At 68.5% G+C, this 17,812-nt stretch carries 22 protein-coding genes; 9 read left to right on the plus strand and 13 right to left on the minus strand.

Translation table 11 applies throughout. The features are described from left to right. Nucleotides 1–19: 19 nt before the first annotated feature. Together N2M23_RS10710 and N2M23_RS10715 are read right to left on the minus strand one after the other, a co-directional pair. The gene (locus tag N2M23_RS10710) at nucleotides 20–907 is read right to left on the minus strand and encodes a crotonase/enoyl-CoA hydratase family protein (protein WP_265445421.1); all 888 of its coding nucleotides are present in this window, start codon (nucleotides 905–907) and stop codon (nucleotides 20–22) included. A 43-nt stretch (nucleotides 908–950) separates the two neighbouring features. After that, entirely contained in the window at nucleotides 951–1,109 is a 159-nt protein-coding gene (locus N2M23_RS10715; protein WP_265445422.1) for a hypothetical protein, read from the minus strand. Between the two features lie 434 nt (nucleotides 1,110–1,543). Between N2M23_RS10715 and N2M23_RS10720 the strand changes: the two genes are divergently transcribed. Continuing rightward, the gene (locus tag N2M23_RS10720) at nucleotides 1,544–1,846 is read left to right on the plus strand and encodes a hypothetical protein (RefSeq protein WP_265445424.1); all 303 of its coding nucleotides are present in this window, start codon (nucleotides 1,544–1,546) and stop codon (nucleotides 1,844–1,846) included. Between the two features lies 1 nt (nucleotide 1,847). Here N2M23_RS10720 and N2M23_RS10725 read toward each other — a convergent pair whose 3' ends face one another. Genes N2M23_RS10725 through N2M23_RS10740 form a run of 4 tightly spaced genes read right to left on the minus strand, consistent with a single transcriptional unit; the run spans nucleotide 1,848 to nucleotide 4,823 of the window. Then, the gene (locus tag N2M23_RS10725; protein WP_265445426.1) at nucleotides 1,848–2,522 is read right to left on the minus strand and encodes a class I SAM-dependent methyltransferase; all 675 of its coding nucleotides are present in this window, start codon (nucleotides 2,520–2,522) and stop codon (nucleotides 1,848–1,850) included. A gap of 49 nt (nucleotides 2,523–2,571) precedes the next feature. Next, on the minus strand, nucleotides 2,572–3,966 hold the full coding sequence (locus N2M23_RS10730) for an amino acid permease (protein ID WP_265445427.1): 1,395 nt from the start codon (nucleotides 3,964–3,966) through the stop codon (nucleotides 2,572–2,574). Nucleotides 3,967–4,020: 54 nt separating this feature from the next. Then, a complete protein-coding gene (locus N2M23_RS10735; RefSeq protein WP_265445429.1) occupies nucleotides 4,021–4,389 on the minus strand; it encodes a fluoride efflux transporter FluC in 369 nt (122 codons plus the stop codon). Continuing rightward, nucleotides 4,386–4,823, minus strand: coding sequence for a fluoride efflux transporter FluC (locus tag N2M23_RS10740; protein ID WP_265445431.1), 438 nt, complete (start codon nucleotides 4,821–4,823; stop codon nucleotides 4,386–4,388). The genes N2M23_RS10735 and N2M23_RS10740 overlap by 4 nt, the downstream gene beginning before the upstream one ends. 109 nt (nucleotides 4,824–4,932) lie before the next feature. Between N2M23_RS10740 and N2M23_RS10745 the strand changes: the two genes are divergently transcribed. From N2M23_RS10745 to N2M23_RS10765, 5 genes are read left to right on the plus strand one after another with little or no spacing between them, the layout of a single operon-like run. Beyond that, the gene (locus N2M23_RS10745) at nucleotides 4,933–5,646 is read left to right on the plus strand and encodes an ABC transporter ATP-binding protein (RefSeq protein ID WP_171152820.1); all 714 of its coding nucleotides are present in this window, start codon (nucleotides 4,933–4,935) and stop codon (nucleotides 5,644–5,646) included. Further along, nucleotides 5,643–7,649 carry an ABC transporter permease gene (locus tag N2M23_RS10750; RefSeq protein ID WP_265445433.1) on the plus strand — a complete coding sequence of 669 codons (2,007 nt, stop codon included), beginning with the start codon at nucleotides 5,643–5,645 and terminating at the stop codon, nucleotides 7,647–7,649. Before N2M23_RS10745 ends, N2M23_RS10750 begins: the two co-directional genes overlap by 4 nt. A 47-nt stretch (nucleotides 7,650–7,696) precedes the next feature. Then, nucleotides 7,697–8,275, plus strand: coding sequence for a hypothetical protein (locus N2M23_RS10755; protein WP_265445435.1), 579 nt, complete (start codon nucleotides 7,697–7,699; stop codon nucleotides 8,273–8,275). A 36-nt stretch (nucleotides 8,276–8,311) separates the two neighbouring features. Further along, a complete protein-coding gene (locus N2M23_RS10760; protein ID WP_265445436.1) occupies nucleotides 8,312–9,409 on the plus strand; it encodes a sensor histidine kinase in 1,098 nt (365 codons plus the stop codon). After that, nucleotides 9,406–10,050: a response regulator gene (locus N2M23_RS10765; RefSeq protein ID WP_265445438.1), complete on the plus strand. Its 645-nt coding sequence runs from the start codon at nucleotides 9,406–9,408 to the stop codon at nucleotides 10,048–10,050. Before N2M23_RS10760 ends, N2M23_RS10765 begins: the two co-directional genes overlap by 4 nt. Nucleotides 10,051–10,229: 179 nt before the next feature. Here the strand turns inward: N2M23_RS10765 and uppS are convergent, their stop codons facing one another. Next, a complete protein-coding gene (gene uppS / locus N2M23_RS10770) occupies nucleotides 10,230–10,964 on the minus strand; it encodes a polyprenyl diphosphate synthase (protein WP_265445440.1) in 735 nt (244 codons plus the stop codon). 56 nt (nucleotides 10,965–11,020) lie between these two features. Between uppS and N2M23_RS10775 the strand changes: the two genes are divergently transcribed. Then, nucleotides 11,021–11,578: a hypothetical protein gene (locus tag N2M23_RS10775; protein ID WP_265445442.1), complete on the plus strand. Its 558-nt coding sequence runs from the start codon at nucleotides 11,021–11,023 to the stop codon at nucleotides 11,576–11,578. 22 nt (nucleotides 11,579–11,600) lie between these two features. Here the strand turns inward: N2M23_RS10775 and N2M23_RS10780 are convergent, their stop codons facing one another. From N2M23_RS10780 to N2M23_RS10790, 3 genes are read right to left on the minus strand one after another with little or no spacing between them, the layout of a single operon-like run. After that, on the minus strand, nucleotides 11,601–12,839 hold the full coding sequence (locus tag N2M23_RS10780; protein WP_265445444.1) for an RNA polymerase sigma factor: 1,239 nt from the start codon (nucleotides 12,837–12,839) through the stop codon (nucleotides 11,601–11,603). Then, the gene (locus tag N2M23_RS10785) at nucleotides 12,836–13,222 is read right to left on the minus strand and encodes a YciI family protein (RefSeq protein WP_265445446.1); all 387 of its coding nucleotides are present in this window, start codon (nucleotides 13,220–13,222) and stop codon (nucleotides 12,836–12,838) included. Before N2M23_RS10785 ends, N2M23_RS10780 begins: the two co-directional genes overlap by 4 nt. A 1-nt stretch (nucleotide 13,223) precedes the next feature. Next, nucleotides 13,224–13,601 (minus strand): YciI family protein, encoded by a 378-nt coding sequence (locus N2M23_RS10790; protein WP_265445448.1) that lies wholly within the window; start codon nucleotides 13,599–13,601, stop codon nucleotides 13,224–13,226. Between the two features lie 183 nt (nucleotides 13,602–13,784). Here N2M23_RS10790 and N2M23_RS10795 point away from each other — a divergent pair, with 183 nt between their 5' ends. Both N2M23_RS10795 and N2M23_RS10800 read left to right on the plus strand, forming a co-directional pair. Further along, nucleotides 13,785–14,441 carry an isochorismatase family protein gene (locus N2M23_RS10795; protein ID WP_265445449.1) on the plus strand — a complete coding sequence of 219 codons (657 nt, stop codon included), beginning with the start codon at nucleotides 13,785–13,787 and terminating at the stop codon, nucleotides 14,439–14,441. Between the two features lie 21 nt (nucleotides 14,442–14,462). Beyond that, nucleotides 14,463–14,924, plus strand: a complete 462-nt coding sequence (locus N2M23_RS10800; RefSeq protein WP_265445450.1) for a phage tail protein — start codon at nucleotides 14,463–14,465, stop codon at nucleotides 14,922–14,924. Between the two features lie 86 nt (nucleotides 14,925–15,010). Here N2M23_RS10800 and N2M23_RS10805 read toward each other — a convergent pair whose 3' ends face one another. The 3 genes from N2M23_RS10805 to N2M23_RS10815 are packed head-to-tail and all read right to left on the minus strand — an operon-like array spanning nucleotide 15,011 to nucleotide 17,731. After that, complete coding sequence (locus N2M23_RS10805; protein WP_265445452.1) at nucleotides 15,011–16,183, minus strand: lysophospholipid acyltransferase family protein; 1,173 nt, start codon at nucleotides 16,181–16,183, stop codon at nucleotides 15,011–15,013. A gap of 19 nt (nucleotides 16,184–16,202) precedes the next feature. Further along, on the minus strand, nucleotides 16,203–17,123 hold the full coding sequence (locus N2M23_RS10810) for a phosphatidate cytidylyltransferase (RefSeq protein WP_265445454.1): 921 nt from the start codon (nucleotides 17,121–17,123) through the stop codon (nucleotides 16,203–16,205). Beyond that, nucleotides 17,120–17,731 carry a CDP-alcohol phosphatidyltransferase family protein gene (locus tag N2M23_RS10815; RefSeq protein ID WP_265445456.1) on the minus strand — a complete coding sequence of 204 codons (612 nt, stop codon included), beginning with the start codon at nucleotides 17,729–17,731 and terminating at the stop codon, nucleotides 17,120–17,122. Before N2M23_RS10815 ends, N2M23_RS10810 begins: the two co-directional genes overlap by 4 nt. Between the last annotated feature and the right edge of the window lie 81 nt (nucleotides 17,732–17,812).

A 17,812-nucleotide genomic window follows, 5' to 3' on the forward strand; every position in this document is an offset into this window, starting at 1 on the left:
AGACGTCAGTCGGTGGAGGTCAGTCCTGCCACGGATAGAACGCCGGCATGTCGGTGGAGACCTTGGCGGTGAAGTCGGCGGGCCGCTTCTCGTTGAACGCCGCCACGCCTTCGACACCGTCGCCGAAGCTGGTGTAATACATCGCCAGCGAGTCGACCCGGTGTGCCTCGACCGGGTGCGGCTGGGCGCTGTTGCGCCACATCATCTGGCGGGTGAGGGCGACGCCGACGGGGGAGTGGCCGTCGACGAAGCGGTGCGCCAATTCGTATGCCGCAGAGAGCAACTCCTCGGGTGCGTGGACCGATCGGACGAGGCCCCCGTCATACGCCTCCTGTGCGGTGAGGATGTCGGCGCTGTAGGTCCACTCCAGGGCCCGCGAGATGCCGACGATGCGTGGCAGGAACCACGACGAGCAGGCTTCCGGCACGATGCCGATGCGGCCGAAGACGAAGCCGATGCGGGCCTTGTCGGACGCCAACCGGATGTCCATCGGCAGGGTCATCGTCGCGCCGATGCCGACGGCCGGCCCGTTGATCGCGGCGATGACCGGCTTGGTGCAGGCGTAGACCGCCAGGCTGACCCGGCCGCCGGTGTCGCGCACCTTCTCCAGGATCCGCGGGTCGTCGAGCCGCTCCTGCATGTCCGCCATCGTCGGCTCGGGGTCGGTGCCGAGGCCGAAGACGTTGCCGTCGACCGACAGATCCATGCCGGCGCAGAACGCCCGCCCGGCGCCGGTCACCACGACCGCGCGTGCGTCGTCGTCGGTGTTGACCCGGGTGAAGGCCTCGACCAGTTCGTTCGCCATCTGCACGGTGAACGCGTTGAGCTGGTCGGGCCGGTTGAGGGTGATCGTGCAGATGCCGTCACTGACCTGGTAGTCGATCGTCTCGAAGCTCGCAGTCGTCATACGCCTCATCCTGACGTATGACGAGACGGAAGTTACGCCGTGGTCAGCGTTTGCGGCCCAGCGCCTGGTAGGCGAGGTAGCCGACTCCGACGATCGCGGCACCGACGATCGCCAGCCAGACCAGCCGGAAGATCATCGGCACGACGATGAACAACACGAGCAGGGCGACGACGAGCTTCGCCGAGGCCGGCCAGTCACGCATGAGAAACCCCCGGGGTCGATTGGTGCCCTCAGTCTCGCACTCTTCCACCCGCATCACCGAAAGCATTGCTGTCCAAGGCAATCGGCGGGGTCGGGTCGGCGTGCTTCGTGGGAGGGGCGTGCATAAGTCGAAACGGTTGCGCCGTTTGCACGCGGGGTCGCTCGGGAGCGTGCATAAGTCGAAACGGTTGCGCCGTTTGCACGCGGGGTCGCTCGGGAGCGTGCATAAGTCGAAACGGTTGCGCCGTTTGCACGCGGGGTCCCTCGGGAGCGTGCATAAGTCGAAACCGTTTCGGCATCCGCACGACCTGTGCTGTGTGCATTGTCGACCCGTCCTTGAGCGCGGGGATCCGCGAGTGACGGCCCCGATCGAGGCGTCAGTCGGCGAGAAGGCTGTCAGTCGCGGGAGGAGGGTGAGGGAGTTATCGTCGGCACATGGTGCAGGGCGCGCGCGAGTGGCACGACCGGCAGGTCGCGGAGGCAGCCGATGCGTGGCTCGCCGACGCGCGAGACGCCGCGGCCTATGGCCGGCTGGTCGAGGCGGTGCAGCGGCGGCGGGAGTCGCTGGAGCCGGTGCCGGACGTGCGGATGCCCGAGGTGCAGGCGGATGGCGCGATGACCGTCGACGAGCTTGCCGACCAGCGCCCGCCCAGCACCCTTGGTGACGTCGTCGGCGGCGCGCTGGATGCCGACGGCGCGCGCGCCGCGCTGGACCGACTGCGCCGCGGCCTGGCCTGACTCAGGCCTCGGGCGCTGGCTTCTGAGCCAGCACATAGGCGCGTTCGCTCGGGAACTCGGTGTCCGGGTGCGGCATGCGCGTGGTCACCGACACGATGTCGAGACCCGCGTCGGCGATCTCCTCGATGACCTCCTCCGGCTCCAGGAAGTGACCCTCCAAGGCGACCGCGTGGCCGAACCAGGTGCGCACGTGATTGGTCTGCCCGGGAGCGAAGTCCTCGCTGCGAATATGGAACGCCACCAACGCGATTCCGCCCGGCCGCAGGACTCGAGTCACCTGCGCGAACGCGCGTGCCCGCTCCGCCTCGCCGAGATGGATGATCGAGTAGAACAGCACCGCGCCGGCCAGGCTGCCGTCCGCCTCCGACAGGTCGGTCATCGACTCGACCTCAAACTTCACGCCGGGGTTGTCCGCCCGCGCGATCTCGATCATCGCCGGCGAGATGTCGAGCCCGATCACGTCGGCGCCGAGGTCGGCGAGGTGGCGCGCGACGTGTCCCGGGCCGCAGCCGATGTCGGCGATTCGGCCGCCGTCGCACATCTCGGCCACCGCAGCGAGCAGCGCACGGTCGAGTGGTTTGCCTCCGAGCTCGCCACGGATGGCCGCGGCGTAGTCCTTCGCCACTGCGTCGTATGACGCGGCGACGTCCCCTGAGTCGGACTGATCTGTCGTCATACCGACCAAACTAACCCGGCCCGGGGCGCCCCAGCTCGACGGCAGCCGGTCAGCTTGCGTGCGTGTCCACTTTTGCCGGCGGGGTGTCGGCCTTCTCGCTCAGCCCGTGCTTGGCGATCCCGGCCGCGACCACGATCGCGCCCAGGGCGACCGACAGCCACAGCTCGAGCCGCTGGCCGTCGCGGACCGCCATCGTCACCAGCACGGCGACGATGAAGATCATGGTCGCGTAGGTCAGATAGGGGTAGGCCCACATGCGCACCGGCGGCCGCACCCCCTGCGCCTGCAGCTGCCGACGCATCACGATCTGCGACCCGGCGATCACCAGGTAGACGAACAGCGCGATCGCGCCGGAGCTGGCGAGCAGGTAGCCGAAGATCTTGCCGGGCAGCAGGTAGTTGCCGATGACGCCGAGGAAGCCGACGACGGTGCTCATCGTGATCGCCCAGGCGGGGACGCCCCGCGAGGTGACCGAGGACCAGGCCTTCGGCGCGTCTCCGCGGCGGGAGAGCGAGAACGCCATACGGGAGGCGGTGTAGAGGGCGGAGTTGAGGCACGACGCGACCGCGGTCAGCACGACGATGTCGAGCACCGTCGACAGGCCGCCGAGGCCCATCCGGTCGAGTGCCACCTGGTAGGAGCCCTCGCTGCCGAGCTTCGGGTCTTGCCACGAAACCAGTGCAACGACAACGAAAATCGAGCCCAGGTAGAACAACGAGATGCGCCAGATCACCGAGTTGACCGCCTTGCGGATCCCGCCAACCGGGTCGGGCGACTCGGCGGCCGCGATCGTCACGATCTCGGTGCCCATGAAGGTGAACATCGTGGTCAGCATCGCGGCGATGACGCCGCCCAGCCCGAACGGCATGAAGCCCTCGGAGGTCAGATGGCCGACGCCGGAGGTGTGCGAACCGGGCAGCACCCCGAAGATCGCGCACAGGCCGATCGCGATGAAGGCCACGATCGCGATCACCTTGACCAGCGCGAACCAGAACTCGAACTCGCCGTAGTTGCCGACCGACAGCAGGTTGCTGCCCATCAGCAGTGCGGTGATCAGCAGCGCGAAGATCCACTGCGGCCAGCCGGTCCAGTTGGCGAGGATTCCGGCGCCGGCGGTTGCTTCGACCGGTATGACGAGCACCCAGAACCACCAGTAGAGCCAGCCGATCGAGAAACCGGCCCAGCGGCCGAGGGAGCGGTCGGCATACGTCGAGAACGAGCCGGTGTCGGGCGAGGCGGTCGCCATCTCGCCGAGCATCCGCATGACGAGGATGACGAGGGTGCCGGCGAGCGCGTAGGCGATCAGCACGGCGGGGCCGGCGAGCTTGATGGCGCTCGCGGATCCGACGAAAAGGCCTGCACCGATGACTCCGGCGATGGAGATCATCGTGACGTGACGGGGTTTGAGGCCGCTGCCGAGGCCGTTCTCACTGGGAGGTTGCATCCGCACACGGTAAGCCGCGACTGATCAGTAGGGAGTGTTGGGCGTCACATCACTTCAGGAAGCGGCTACGGCCGCCCAGCCGAGGAGGCTGGCGGCGACCGCCAGGACCAGGCCACCGGCACCACTCAGCGCGGCCACGGTGTAACGGCGCTGCTCGATCAGCCGCATGGTTTCGTAGCTGGCGGTGCTGAAAGTCGTGTAGCCGCCGCAGAATCCGGTGCCGAGTATGGCGAGCGCGGACTCCCCGGATGCCGAACGGTGCGCCCAGGCAGCGAGCGCGCCGAGGACCAGTGACCCCGAGACGTTGATCACCACGGTCGCCCACGGACCGTTCGGCAGCAGGCGACGACGCAGCTCGGCGTCGGCGACGAAGCGAGCGACGGCGCCGACCGCTCCGGCGAGGAAGGTGAGCACGAGGATCACCGTGCACCTCCGCGGGCGGTGCGGGAGGCCACCATGAGGCCGAGCCAGGTGCAGACGAGACCGGCGAGGACGGTGCCTGCGGCATACGCAATGCCGGCGGTGGTGCGATGTCCGACCTCCCACAGCTGCACGGTGTCGGTAGCGAGCGAGCTGTAGGTCGTGAACGCGCCGCAGAAGCCGGTGCCCGCGAGCAGCCGGAGGCGACGGCGCCGACCCGGGTCGCCGCCCGTGCGTGCCAGGCCTTCCAGCAGCACACCGAGGGCGAACGCGCCGGCGAGGTTGATGCCGAAGGTGGCCCACGGCACCCCGGTTGCGTTGTGCGGGAAGGCCTTTTGTAGCAGGTCACGGGCCGCGGTCCCGCAGAAGCCGCCGACGAGCACCAGCGCGAGTGCCGTGGCCCGCAGGTGCGGCGGTCGCGCGGACTCGGTGCTCATTGTCTGCATCCTCTCGCGTGTCGGGTAGGCCTTTTGGCCGAGGTGTCGCCACGAAGACCGGCGATCTGGCCGATGTGGCGTGGGTATGCCGAAACCTACTGTCCCAGACATGAATTCAACGAACACTGTGCTCATTGCGCACGGGATCGGTCACGCCTACGGCGGCCAGCCCGTGCTCCACGGCGTCGACTGCGTCATTCCGGAAGCGGCCTCGGTCGCCCTGATGGGTCCGTCCGGGTCCGGGAAGACGACCTTGCTGCACATCCTGGCCGGGATTCTGCGGCCTGATGCGGGGACCGTGACCTTCCACCCGCGCGGTCGCCGACGCGGGGCGGTCGACGTGTCCCAGCTCGGCTCCGAAGCGCGGGCCGCGTTGCGCCGCAGCGACTTTGGGCTGGTCTTCCAGTCCGGACAACTGCTGGGCGAGCTGACCGCCGTCGAGAACATCGCGCTGCCGCTGCTCCTCTCGGGTGTGTCGTATGCCGAGGCGAGTCGCCGCGCGCACGACCTCCTGGAGCCACTGGGACTGCCGGGGCTCGGCGACCGCCGCCCGGGCGAGCTGTCCGGAGGTCAGCAACAGCGGGTCGCGATTGCCCGTGCCGTGGTCACCCGCCCGGATGTGTTGCTCGCTGACGAACCGACCGGCGCCCTCGACCGGCGGACCGGCCACGAGGTGATGGACCTGCTGCACCGCACCCGGCGCGAGCTCGGCTCGTCGCTGGTGCTGGTCACCCACGACCCGGAGATGGCGGCCCGCTGCGATGTGGTGCTGCGCCTCACCGACGGACGGATCACCGACGTGCACGCAGGGGCGATGGCATGAACAACTCTGCTGTGCTCCAGCTCGCGCGACGGCTGCGCCGCGGTGGCGGGCCCGCCGACCGTCGCACCTGGTGGCTGTCTGCGGCGACCGTCGCCCTTGCTGTCACCGTCGCGCTGTTGACGCTGGGCGTCAACCTCGCGCTTGCGGACCGGGGCGATCGCACGGCGTGGCTGCGTCCGGCTGCCGCGTCGAATCCGGTTGCGACGCAGGTCACTTCGACGACATACCTCGACGAGAAGCCGGTGACCGTCATACGGCTCGCGAGCGACCGACCGCGGGCCGCGCTGCCCGCGCCGCCCGGGATGAACGCCTTCCCACGGGCCGGCACGACGTGGGTGTCGCCGGCGCTGGCCGATCGGCTGGCCGATCTCCCGGCGAAGGTGCAGCCCTTCGGGAAGGTCTCCGGGCGGATCGGCACCGAAGGGCTCACCGGTCCGGATCAACTGGTGGCCGTCGTCGGCACGACGACGGGCGACCCGACACTGCACGGTGCCGGCTGGAGCCTGGTCAGCTACCCCGGCGACTTCAGCCCGCCCACGCCCATCGCCGGCTTCGCCGGCACCCCGGCCGGGGGCGACAGCACGATCGCGCAGTACGTCGCGCTCGGCAAGGTCGCGACGGTGCTGCTCCTGGTGCCGGTGCTGACCCTGGTGGGTGCCGCCGCGCGCTTGGGTGCCGGGCGGCGCGCCCAGCGGCTGGCGACCCTGCGCCTTGCCGGCGCCTCGCGCCGGCAGCTTGCCGGGCTGACCGTCCTGGAGGCGGACGCGCCTGCACTCGTGGGTGGTCTCGCCGGGATCGTCGCGTCGTGGTCCACGCTGCCGCTGCTCGCGCAGGTGCCGGTCGACGGCTCGCGACTCGCGGTCGGGCAGCTGTGGCCGGGTATCACCGGCACCGTCCTGGTGCTGCTCGGTGCCTTGGTCTTCACCGCTGCCAGTGCGCTGCTGCCACTGAGCCGCATCCTGCGCAACCCGCTTGCGATCACCGCCGAGCACACCGCCCGGTTCCCGATCTGGTGGCGGATCCTCGCCGCGGTCGCCGCCTTCGGCGCATTCTTCGTGGTCACGCGGGACAAGGGCGCGGACCTCGCAGCCGTGATCGTCGTGTTTGCAGTCGTTTTCGCGGTGTTCGGCGCGATCGGTCCAGTGGTGCTGCGGCTGTGGGGAGCGTGGCAGGTGCACCACGGACACCGCACCGGCAACGCCGGGGCCATGATCGCCGGCCGCCGGCTCCAGGCCGACCCGCGCAGCGGGTGGCGGGCCATCTCCGGTCTGGTGCTGGCCTGCTTCGTGGCTGGCTTCCTCGCGCTCTTCGCGCCGGCCGGCAACCAGGTGGTCTACGGCGTAGCCGACCGGTTGGACATCGCAGTCACCCAGTCGCAGACCGCTCCCGCGCTGACCACGGCACGGGCGGCGCTGCGGGACGCGGGTGTCGAGCCGCGGGTGAGTGCCGGGGATGGCTCTGGCGCAACGATTTTCGCCAGCACCGGCGAGGGCGAGACGCGCTCGGTCATGGTGCAGCTGCCGCACGACCCGGCCGCCCAGCAGCGCGCGCGTGCCGCCATACAGCGGGCGTTCCCGGCGACACCGATGGCGACCGGTGCGGACGTCACTGCTCGGGATGCGGTCTACGGCAAGGATTTCCGCCGATCGAGTCTGGTCGTCCTCGGCCTGTCGTTCCTGATGGCGGCCGCCTCGACCGGCATCGTCGCGGCGGCGGCAGTGCTCGACCGACGACGCACCTACCGCCGACTCTGGCAGGCGGGCGTCCCGCTGCGGGTCCTCGACCGGGCCCGGGTCGCAGAGAGCGTCGGACCTGCGGTGCTGTGCGCCGCGCTGGGTATGGCGGCCGGCGCGTTCGTCGCGTTGCCGATCACCAAGGGCGAGGGTGCACTCGCCGGCGGCGGACTGCTGCAGCTCGCGGCCACTGCGGCGGCCGGCGTCGCGGGGCTGTGCGTCGCCTTGCGCGGTAGCCGAGGGCTGCTGCACAAGACGGCCTCCGCCTGACCGTCGACTCACTCCAAACCCAATCACAACACTCCGAAGGACTCATCATGAAGTTTCGCTATTTCGTTCTGCCCCTTGCTGTTCCGGCAATCCTTGCCGGTGGTCTGGTTGGTGCCGAGAAGGTGTCAGCCGACTCGCTGACCGGTGAGCTGCGCAGCCGCATCACGGACACGCTGCCGGACAGCCGCGTCGAGGACATCAACCTGCGTGGCCGGCCCTACATCGTGAGCCGTTTCAACGGTGAAGTGTCCACGGCATACCTGCGACTCAGTCCCCCCGAGGGGGTCTCGACCGAGCAGCTGCTCGTGCAGGAGCTGGACCTGGAAACCGGCAAGGCGGAGCGGCTGACGTTCTTCGTCACCCTGCCCTACCCGGACGGATCTGCGGCAACGCCGGTGTTGCGAACCGACGGCTCGTATACCGGGTTCGGCCGACTGGATGGTCAGAAAGTCTCCTATCCGGCGTCGCTGGACGATCGGCGTCTCACGGTTCGTCCCACGGCCGGTGCTGCACCGGAGGCGGTGCGGGTGCCAGCGGTGTCCGGTCTGCGGGTCGCACAGTCGTGGGCAGCCGAAGACGGCATCCACGTCGAGCTCACGGCCGACGACGTCGCGACCCGGTCGTGACTCGGCTCGCGGCCGCGTTCGTCATACCCTCCTGACATGCCCTGGTCGTTGCGTGTACTTATCGGTGCGCCGCTCGTGCTGTGCGCGTTGGCCGACCTGATCGCGAGTCCGGGTGCCGCTACGCTCTGCGGGGTCGTGCTGGCATTCGCCGTCGGCTGGCTTGCCGACCGGGTGGCGCGGGGTGCCGCGGTGCCCGCCTTGGCCGGCGTTGGCGCGGCCACTGCCGGCCTTGTGCTGGAAGTGGTCGCGGCCCAGGGCGGGTCCTGGTTGCTGTCGATCGGCTGGTCGCTCGTGGTGCTTGCCGGTTGTCTGGCATCGGTCGCGCGCAGCCGCGTCGCCTTCGTGTATGTCGGAATCATCGCCGCGGCAGGCATTCTCAGCCCGCTCGGTGTGCCGGACTTGAGCGTGTTGCTCGCCCTGGGTATGGCGACTGCGATGGCGACGGCTGTGGGCATTGGCCTACAGGTGCGCGCGTCGCGACAGCATGCGGAGGATGTGCGCCGTGAGGTGATGCTGCGCGAACGCACCGATATGGCAAGGGAATTGCACGATCTCGTCGCGCACGAAGTGACCGGCATCGTGGTGTTGGCGCAGGCTACTCAATCGGTCACCGACCAGCCAGTCGTGCGCCAGGCCCTGGCCCGCATCGAGGAGTCCGGACAGCAGGCCATGGAACAGATCCGGGGGATGGTGCAGACGTTGCGGACCGAGCCCGCCGCGCCGCTGGACCTGCGTCCGACCGGCCACGGGACCTCCGGCCTGCGATCCCTCGCCTCGGATTTCATTGCAACGACACAGACACCGGTGGAGGTGGACCTTGCCGAAGTGGCTCTGTCCGCGCAGGTGGACGCTGCGCTGCAGCGAGTGCTCGCGGAGGCGTTGACCAACATTCGTCGGCACGCGGGCGCTGCTACGCGGGTGCGGGTGATCCTCACAGCGTTGTCACCGGACGAAGCGCTGTTGCGAATCAGTAACGACGGCACCGGTGTTCGCGGGATTGGCCAGGGCAGCGGTTACGGCCTTGCCGGGTTGCGTGAGCGGTTGGCCGTCGTCGGTGGCACGCTGTCCGCCGGACGACGCGACGGAGAATGGGTGGTCGAGGCGACGGTGCCGATCGGGGGTGACAGGAGATGACGATTCGCGTCGTCCTGGCCGACGACCAGGAGATGGTGCGCATGGGCTTTGCGCTGATCCTCGAGGCGGCCGATGGCATCGAGGTGGTCGGGCAGTGCGGAGACGGCCTTGCGGCGCTGGAGGCAATCCGGCAACTGCGTCCGGACGTGGCTCTGCTCGACATACGGATGCCGAAGCTCGATGGTCTTGCCGTCACGCGGCAGGTCAGCGAGCTGACCAAGGTCGTCATCGTGACCACCTTCGATCATGACGAATATGTCGACACGGCACTGGAATACGGGGCTTCGGGCTTCCTGTTGAAGGATTCGGGCCCCGCGCTGCTGGTGGCAGCAATCAAGGCAGCGGCGAGCGGGGATGCGCTGATCAGTCCGGAGCTGACCGTCCGGCTGCTGCAGCGCACTCGCGCTGGTGGCGAGGTCCGCAACGTGCCCGGCGTCGACGATCTCACCGAGCGTGAGCTGGACGTTGCACGACTGGTCGCGCGCGGCCGGACCAATACCGAGATCGCCGCCGACCTGGTGATCGCACTCGGCACCGTCAAGTCACATCTGACCAGCATCCAGGCCCGGCTCGGCGTGCGGAACCGGGTGGAGATTGCGGCCCGCATGTGGGAGTCCGGTCAGTTGCAGAGGCACCGATGACTTCCGGGGAGCCCGGTCAGCCGCGGAGTGCTGCCTACTCGAGCCGGGGCTACGCGCCGCTGCCGAGAGCTGTGTTGTCCCGCAGCCACGAAACCACTTGCTCCGCATGGGTGTTCGGCGGGAACACCGGATAGAACGCGTGCTCCACCTTCCCGTCCCGTATGACGAGGGTGAGCCGGCTATAGAGCCGCTGGTGACCCTCGGCGCTGCCGTCGGGCGTAGTCGGCGAGCGCCAGATCGAGGTCGTGCTCGGTGAACGCGGGCCACATCTTGTCGCTGAAATGGATCTCGGCACGTCCGCTCTGCCACGGGAAAAAGCCCGAGATGCGCCGCTCGCCACTGGTGCGGATCACCAGGTCGATGTCCTTGATCGGACCGCCTGGCAGCGACGCGGTGATTGCGTCGGTCAGGTCATCGGCTGAGAGGTTCCCGCGGGGGAGCAGTCGGCGTACCGCGTCGACGATCTCCTGCTGCGGGTCGTAGCCGATGGCGAGCGTGAGGTGCCCAGGGCGATGCACCGTCTCGGCGACAGCCGCGTCGAGCGCGGCCCGGGACGCCGCGGGAAGTAGGCCGAGGTCGCCGGCGATGTGCAGTTGCCAATGGCCGGATGCGCGAACCTTCTGCGGCACCACGGTTTCGATCAAGGTGAAGAGGTAGTCGAGCTCCTCACCTGTTCGTTTGCGGATGTTGTTCGCGGACAACACGTAGACACTCGCGTGGTCGATGTCGCGTGCCTGCAGCCATCCGAGCAGGTCTCCGAGGTGTTCGGCGCCCACGCGATGGCCGATGCTCGGACTCGCCATACCGGCCATGCGCGCCCAGCGACGGTTGCCGTCCATGATCAGACCGACGTGACGTGGTCGTGCCGCGGCCGCGGGCGCGTGTTGGTGGTCACGACCTGGCAGACGGAGCATTCAACCACTATCGCCTACCTGCACCGAATGGGCACGGTCTGCAGCACAATGCCGGTGTGTTCCCCGAAGTCTCTGACGACGGCACGTCACTTTCGTTCCTGCCTTGGCGCTCCCGGCGGGCGCGCCGGTTTGCCTGGTTGTGCATCGCGATCGGGATCCTCGTGGTCGGGCGCGCGATCGCGGTGCGTGACTTCGGCGAGATCGTGAACGCACTGATCATGTTCACCCTCGGGTTCGTCGCCAGTGTCGGCGTCGTGCGGGCCGCGATCACGCCCACCTTCTGGCGACCGGTCGACGCATGGCGGCGCCGCAGCTGGGCCGACGTGGAGCGGGTCCTCACCCCTGGCCGGTACGACGACACGACCAAGTTGCTCCTGACCGATGGCAGCATCGTCAACACCGGCTTCCCAGCAGGGTCCGCCGACCGCATCGCCGAGATCAGCGGAAAACCGTTGCAACCAGCCGAGGTTCAAGCACCGAAGTCGGCTCGAGTGCCGGGCTCGCCCTGGCGTAATAGCGTGCCGACCCTCAAGGATCGGGCGGACAAGTTGCACGCGCGCCACATCGAGCTGATGAAAGAAGCACGGACCAACCGCGGCGAATCGGCGGACTGACGATGCCTGGTCGGTCGCCGGATCAGTGACCGAGTTCGTCTCGGCGCCTGCTCAGGTAGGCGCGCTCGGCCGGATTCCCGGCGAGCGCGATCGCCCGGTCGTATGCCGCGCGCGCCGCGCCGACCTCGCCGACCCGTCGCAGTAGGTCCGCTCGCGCGGCATGGAAAGCGTGGTAACCGTCGAGTTCCGCTGCCCACGCATCGATTTCGGCCAGTCCAGCAGTCGCACCGTCGATTTCTGCGACGGCGACTGCACGATTGAGCCGGACAATCGGTGACGGGTCGACCCGCGTCATCCGATCGTAGAGCGTGACGATCTGCTCCCAGTCCGTCTCGGTTGCGACTGCCGCATCGGTGTGCACGGCATTGATGGCGGAGAGCAGCTGATAACGACCAGGTGGCTCCGCGCCCGCCGCGACGGCCGCGATCCGCTCCCGCACCAGCGCATGACCCTCCTTGATCATCACCCAGTCCCACAGCCGCCGGTCCTGTTCTTGGAGAGTGACGAGCTCGCCGGTCGCCGAGACGCGTGCCGTCCGGCGGGCGTCGGTCAGCACCATCAGCGCGAGCAGTCCGCAGACCTCTCCGTCGTCCGGGAGTAGGGACCGCAGCAGCCGGGTGAGTCGAATGGCTTCGTCGCTCAGGTCTGCCCGCACGGTGGCCTCGCCGGTGCTGCTCAGGTAGCCCTCGTTGAAGACCAGGAAGAGTACGGCGAGGACACCGGCGAGGCGGGTCTGAACGTCGTCGGCGCTAGGCACTCGATAGGGCACATGGGCCGACTTGATCTTCTTCTTGGCCCTCGTAATCCGCCTCGCCATAGTGGTTTCCGGCACGAGGAAGGCGTGGGCGATCTGCGCGACGGTCAGGCCGCCGAGCAACCGCAGAGTGAGCGCGACACGGGCGTCCATGGCCAGCGCCGGGTGGCAGCAGGTGAAGATCAGCCGAAGCCGGTCGTCCTCTACGGGGCCGGTCGGCTCCGGAACCGAATCGTCATACAGCATCTGAGCGGCCTGGTGTTTGGTGTCGCGGTGGGATTCTCGGCGTAACCGGTCGATGGCCTTGCGCGTCGCAGTGGTGGTCAGCCAGCCGCCGGGGTTCGGCGGTATGCCGTCAGCGGGCCACCGCTCTACAGCTGTCGCGAATGCCTCCGCGGCGGCTTCCTCGGCGATATCGAGATCGCCGAAGCGTCGCGCCAAGCCGGCGACCACCCGCGCCCACTCGTCCTGGTGTGCGCGAGCGATCGCCTCGTCGGCCGAGGTCACGAATCCAACAGACCCTGGAAGTCTTCGGCGGTCTGGAACGGTCGTACCTCGACCTTGCCGCGGCACGCCCGTGACGCCTCGGCAGCCAGGGCGAGCGCCTCGTCAAGGTCGACGGCCTCGATCACCCAGAACCCGCCGAGGTGCTCCTTCGACTCCAGGTAGGGGCCGTCGGTGAGCACCGGTTGGTCGGCCCGCCCGTCGACGACAGTAGCTGTCGTAGCTTCGGCGAGTCCGTCGCCAAAGACGAATTTGCCTGCCTTTTCGAGTTTTTCGTTGAAGGCACCAGTGTCGGCGAATGCCTGCAGCATCTCCTCCTTGGAGCCGTAGTCGCCGAACTCGGTGCGTTCGGTCGGTCCGAAGACCGACATCATGTAGCGGGGCATGTCACTCACCTTCGTTGAGTTGCAGGATTTCTTCTCGACCGGGGAAGCGATGCACTTCCTGCGGCCAGTCCAGGGCGACCGCGAGCCGGCCGGCCCAGTCGCGAGCGGCAGCGTCGTCGTCGACCTTGATAACGCAGAAGCCGCCGAGGTGCTCCTTGGTCTCCACGAACGGGCCGTCGCTGAAGACCGGCTTGCCGTCCCGTGCCGACACGTTGAACAGCGCGGTCTCCGCGCCGATGCCGCCGTCGCTGAAGACGAAGACACCGGCCTTTTTCATCTCGTCGACGACCTGTAGTGCGGCCGTGCTCTTGGCGCGCAGTTCCTCCAGGGTGTGTTCGCCCACCCACTCGTCGTTGAATGCGATCAGGTACTGCGGCATCTCGTCTCCTCTCCAAGCCCTCTCGCGGCCGGGTTGGCCGCCGTACATCAACTCCACGAACGCATGGTGCCGGATACGACACCTGTGCCCGATCCTTTTCTCGGGACCGACGAGCCCGCCGGCGGCTAGGCTCTGCGACACCCGCCCCAGTCACAGTGTCGCCAGGATTGGCAGGAGATGACGATGTCCAAGACCGCACCCGAGCCGATCCGCGACCCGCAGACCGACCACCTGCTGACGCCACAGAACAGTGCGATCGTGCTGATCGACTTTCAGCCGGGGCAGTACGCCACCGTTGGTTCGGCCACCCGCGACGAGATCAACCTCGGTGCGATCACCCTGGCCAAACTCGCGCACGCCTACCAGGTGCCGACCGTGGTGACTACGGTCGCGGTCGACATGGGCGTCAACCAGCCGACGGTGCCCGAGCTGATGAACGAGCTCCCCGGCGTCGACCAGATCGACCGCACCGGCGTGAACTCCTGGGAGGACGCCGATTTCCGGGCCGCCATCGAAGCCACCGGCCGCAAGAAGATCATCATGGCCGGCCTCTGGACCGAGGTCTGCCTGGCGTTCCCGACCCTCGACATGCTCGAGGAGGGCTACGAGATCTACCCGGTCATCGACGCGGTCGGCGGCGTCTCGTCGGTCACCCACGAGTCGGCGATCACTCGCATGGTCCAGGCCGGCGCGCACCCGATCACCTCGCTCGCGCTCGGCTGCGAGCTGATGCGCAACTGGGCCCGCAGCGACGCCGACCTCTACCGCACGGTCATCAACGACTACTTCCGTCGCAAGCGGGAGATCGGCGAGTCCAGCGGCGACCTCTTCCGGCGATGACGGGCCGCTAGCCTGACCGTCATGTCGTATGCCGTTGACTTCCACACCGTCTCGACCGTCGGCCTGGAGTCCTCGCCGGTCGCCGAGGCGCTTGCCGGCCTGCGCGCCAACGAGGCGCGCTACTTCAAGAACAAGTACGACCACACCTTCACCGTCGAGCCGGCCGCCGACGCCCAGCCGACCATCGACTGGGTGAGCGGCATCCTCGAGGATGAACGGGACATCGTCATCGCCTCGCCGGTGCTGGAAGCGACCGAGTTCGAGGTCGACGGCATCCGGATGGCCTACCTCTTCTACGAGAGCGGTCTGTCGATCAACGTGATGTACACACTCGCCGACGGCGGCAAGCGCGCCGTGGGCTTCAAGCTGTCCGATGGCATGGAGGTGCCCGAGGAGCTGAGCGCCTTCAAGTTCGCCCGGCAGAAGTCGAAGCTGGCCGGGACCATCCGCGGCTCCTACTTCGTGATCAAGGGCGAGCACTGAGCCCGTGGTGACTGCGCCGAAGGATGTCCTCAAGAACTATCTGCAGGGCGCGCGCGATGTGCTGGTCGCCGACGAGCGAGCCCAGCTCAGTCCCAATAGCGAACGATCTTGCGTAGTGTGCCGGCGAAGACGACGCCAGTGACGCCGAGGTACGTCCCGTAGAACCGACGTATGACGGGGCGCGCTGGACGCTCGAGCAGCATGATGACCGCGGCGCACCCCGCCATACGGGCGGAGCGCTCGGCTGCGGTGGCCGCGACGAATCGCGTTGTCGGTAGCCGGAGTTCGCCGGCCGCACGCGCGTAGACCTTGACCGGCACCCCACCGAGCGCCTGGTGCCAGATGCCAGCCGCGCCGCCACGCAGGTGGTCGCGCGCGGCCGCACGCATCCTCGGGGTCGTCAGCGGCGCGGGTGGCAGGATCCCGCGCCGGGCGAGTGCGGCAGTGACCGCCACTCCGCACACCGAGCCCGCGGCGGTCGACGCCGCGAGGACCGGAATGCGGCGCGCATCGGCGACGCCGAAGAAGACCAACGCCATCTCGGCCATGATCGGCCAACTGATCGCCTCAGCAAATCCCCACGCCAATCCGACTGCAATTGCGCGGTTTCCGTCGATGAGACGCGCAACGGCGCGCTGAGCGGGTGAGGTGGACTGCGCCACCGGGCCTTGCCCCAGAAGGCCGATCACAGCCTGGCGAAGCTGGTCGGCATCGGCGGTCGACGCGTCCAGCCGTGGGCCGAATCGAACTTCCATCGGGGTCGTGCGGAATCGCCCGTGCTTGGCGAGCACGTCGCCGGTGCCGAGCAGTGCCACCGGGACGATCGGCACCCCGCAGTCTCGCGCCAGTCGCACCGCTCCGGAATGAAAGCGGCCGACCGACCCGTCGGTGCTGCGGGTGCCCTCCGGGTAGATCACCACCGTGCGGCCGTCCGCCAACGGTCCACGCGCGGCGTCGAGCAGAGCGGCGTAACCGCTGCCGCCGTCCCGTCGTACGGGCAGGCCACCGGCCAGACCTGACATCAGTGCGCGCCGCCACCAGACGTCGAACCAGTAGTCGGCGGCAGCCGCGAACAGCAGGCGGTTGGCGGCCGGCACCGCGGCCAGTAGCGCAGCAGTATCGGCGTGCGAGGCGTGATTGGCGACGATGACCTGTCCACCCGAATACCGTTGTGGCGCACCGCTCGTCGTCAACCCGCCAGCCATTGAGCAGACGGCTCGCCACAGCTGGCGCCGCAGGACGCTTGTGATCGATGACATGACTGACTCCTCGGGTGGGCTAGGCGAGTGCGACGGCGGCCAGGGGCAGGACGAGCAGGAGAGAGTCGATGCGGTCCAGCAGACCGCCGAACCCGGGCAACCATTCCCCGGCGTCCTTCACCCCGGCCTGCCGCTTGAACATCGACTCCAACAGGTCGCCCAGCACGCCACCGATTGCGACTGCGAGTAGTAGGCCCGGTGTGATGGTGCCGAGCAGAGTCAGCACGATGAACGCGCCGATGACGGCGCCCGCAAGCCCGCCGACGGTCTTGTTGGGGCTGAGCGGGGAGAGCGGACGACGCGCCCAGGCGAAGCGGCGAAATCCCTTGCCACCGCACCAGGCTGCGACGTCGGTCGCTGCGGCGGCGAAGCAGACCAGGAAGGCGTCACGCCAGATGAGGACCATGCTGGCGAGCGACCAGCAGATCCAGATTGAGCCGAATCCGGTGAATGCGGCCCGCCGGATGCCATGCTCCAGATCCCCGGTTAGCACCGATGGCAGGGCGCACAACAGCACGATCAGTGGCACCAGGTGCAGCAGACCCGGTCGCAACCATGCGGAGAGTGGGTAGGCGACCGCCAGCACGTAGAGGATGGCGCTGTCCGTTCGGGGTAGCTGCACGAGCCGGACGTACTCCCGCACGGCGATCAGCGCCAGCGCCGCGCAGAGCACCGCCGTAGGCCCCTTGCCGATCCAGATCGGGATGCCCACTACGGGCAGGATCAGCACCCAGGTCACCCACTTGGTGACCAATTCCCTTTTGCGAGAGGCGAAGACGGCCACCCCGGCGACGGCCAAAATGCTGAGCGTCACCCAGAAGAAGAACACTCCTCGGCCGGTGATGTGCAGGTGCACGAACCACATGTCGACGTCGAGTCGCATCGAGCGGCGGTCCAGCTGCAGCACCCGCAGGTAGGTGTCCACCAGCCAGTTGTTCACCCGGTCACCCGCTCCGTCAGCTCCCGGTGTGCGCCGAGCAGTCGGAGCGTCGCGGTGAGTAGCGAACCGACGATGATGACGCCGCACACCCAGCCGATCAGTGCTGGGAACGCGGTGGCGACCACCATGGCCAGGCACCGCTCGGTCTTGCCGAACGGCCCGCCGTTGCGCCGCGTCGCACCGGCGCCGGCGCCGGCGCCGGCCAGGGAGGCAGTCGTGGGCAAGGTCGCGGCGACGGCGGCGGTCACAGTGAGCAGCGCGGACCAGCTGGTGGCACCGTCGGTGCGGGCGGCCAGCGCGAAGAGCCCGGCGAAGACGATGAGATCCGAGACGCGGTCGCCGATCTCGTTGAGCACGAAGCCCCATGGCCGGCTGACACCTCGAGCGCGCGCGACCGCGCCGTCGAGATTGGCTCCGCCGAGGCGTGCGGCGAGCATCAGCAGCGCGGGCAGCCACCAGCCCATCGCGATGCAGATCGCGGCGAGCACGGCGCCGGCGACGCCGAGCAGCGTGAAGACATCAGGCGAGAGGTCTCGGTCAACGGCGAATTGCACGACCCGTCCCAAGCGCCTGCTGTACCACGGCTTCAGTGCGTAGAGCCCTTGCACCGCCCCTCCTTGCGTCGCTTGGTCGCATACTGCCGGTTCCGACGTGGCGACGCGCGGAAACGTTGCGTACCCGTTGTCGCT

This window comes from Flexivirga meconopsidis, assembly GCF_026162425.1.
Taxonomy (GTDB): Bacteria; Actinomycetota; Actinomycetes; order Actinomycetales; family Dermatophilaceae; genus Flexivirga; species Flexivirga meconopsidis.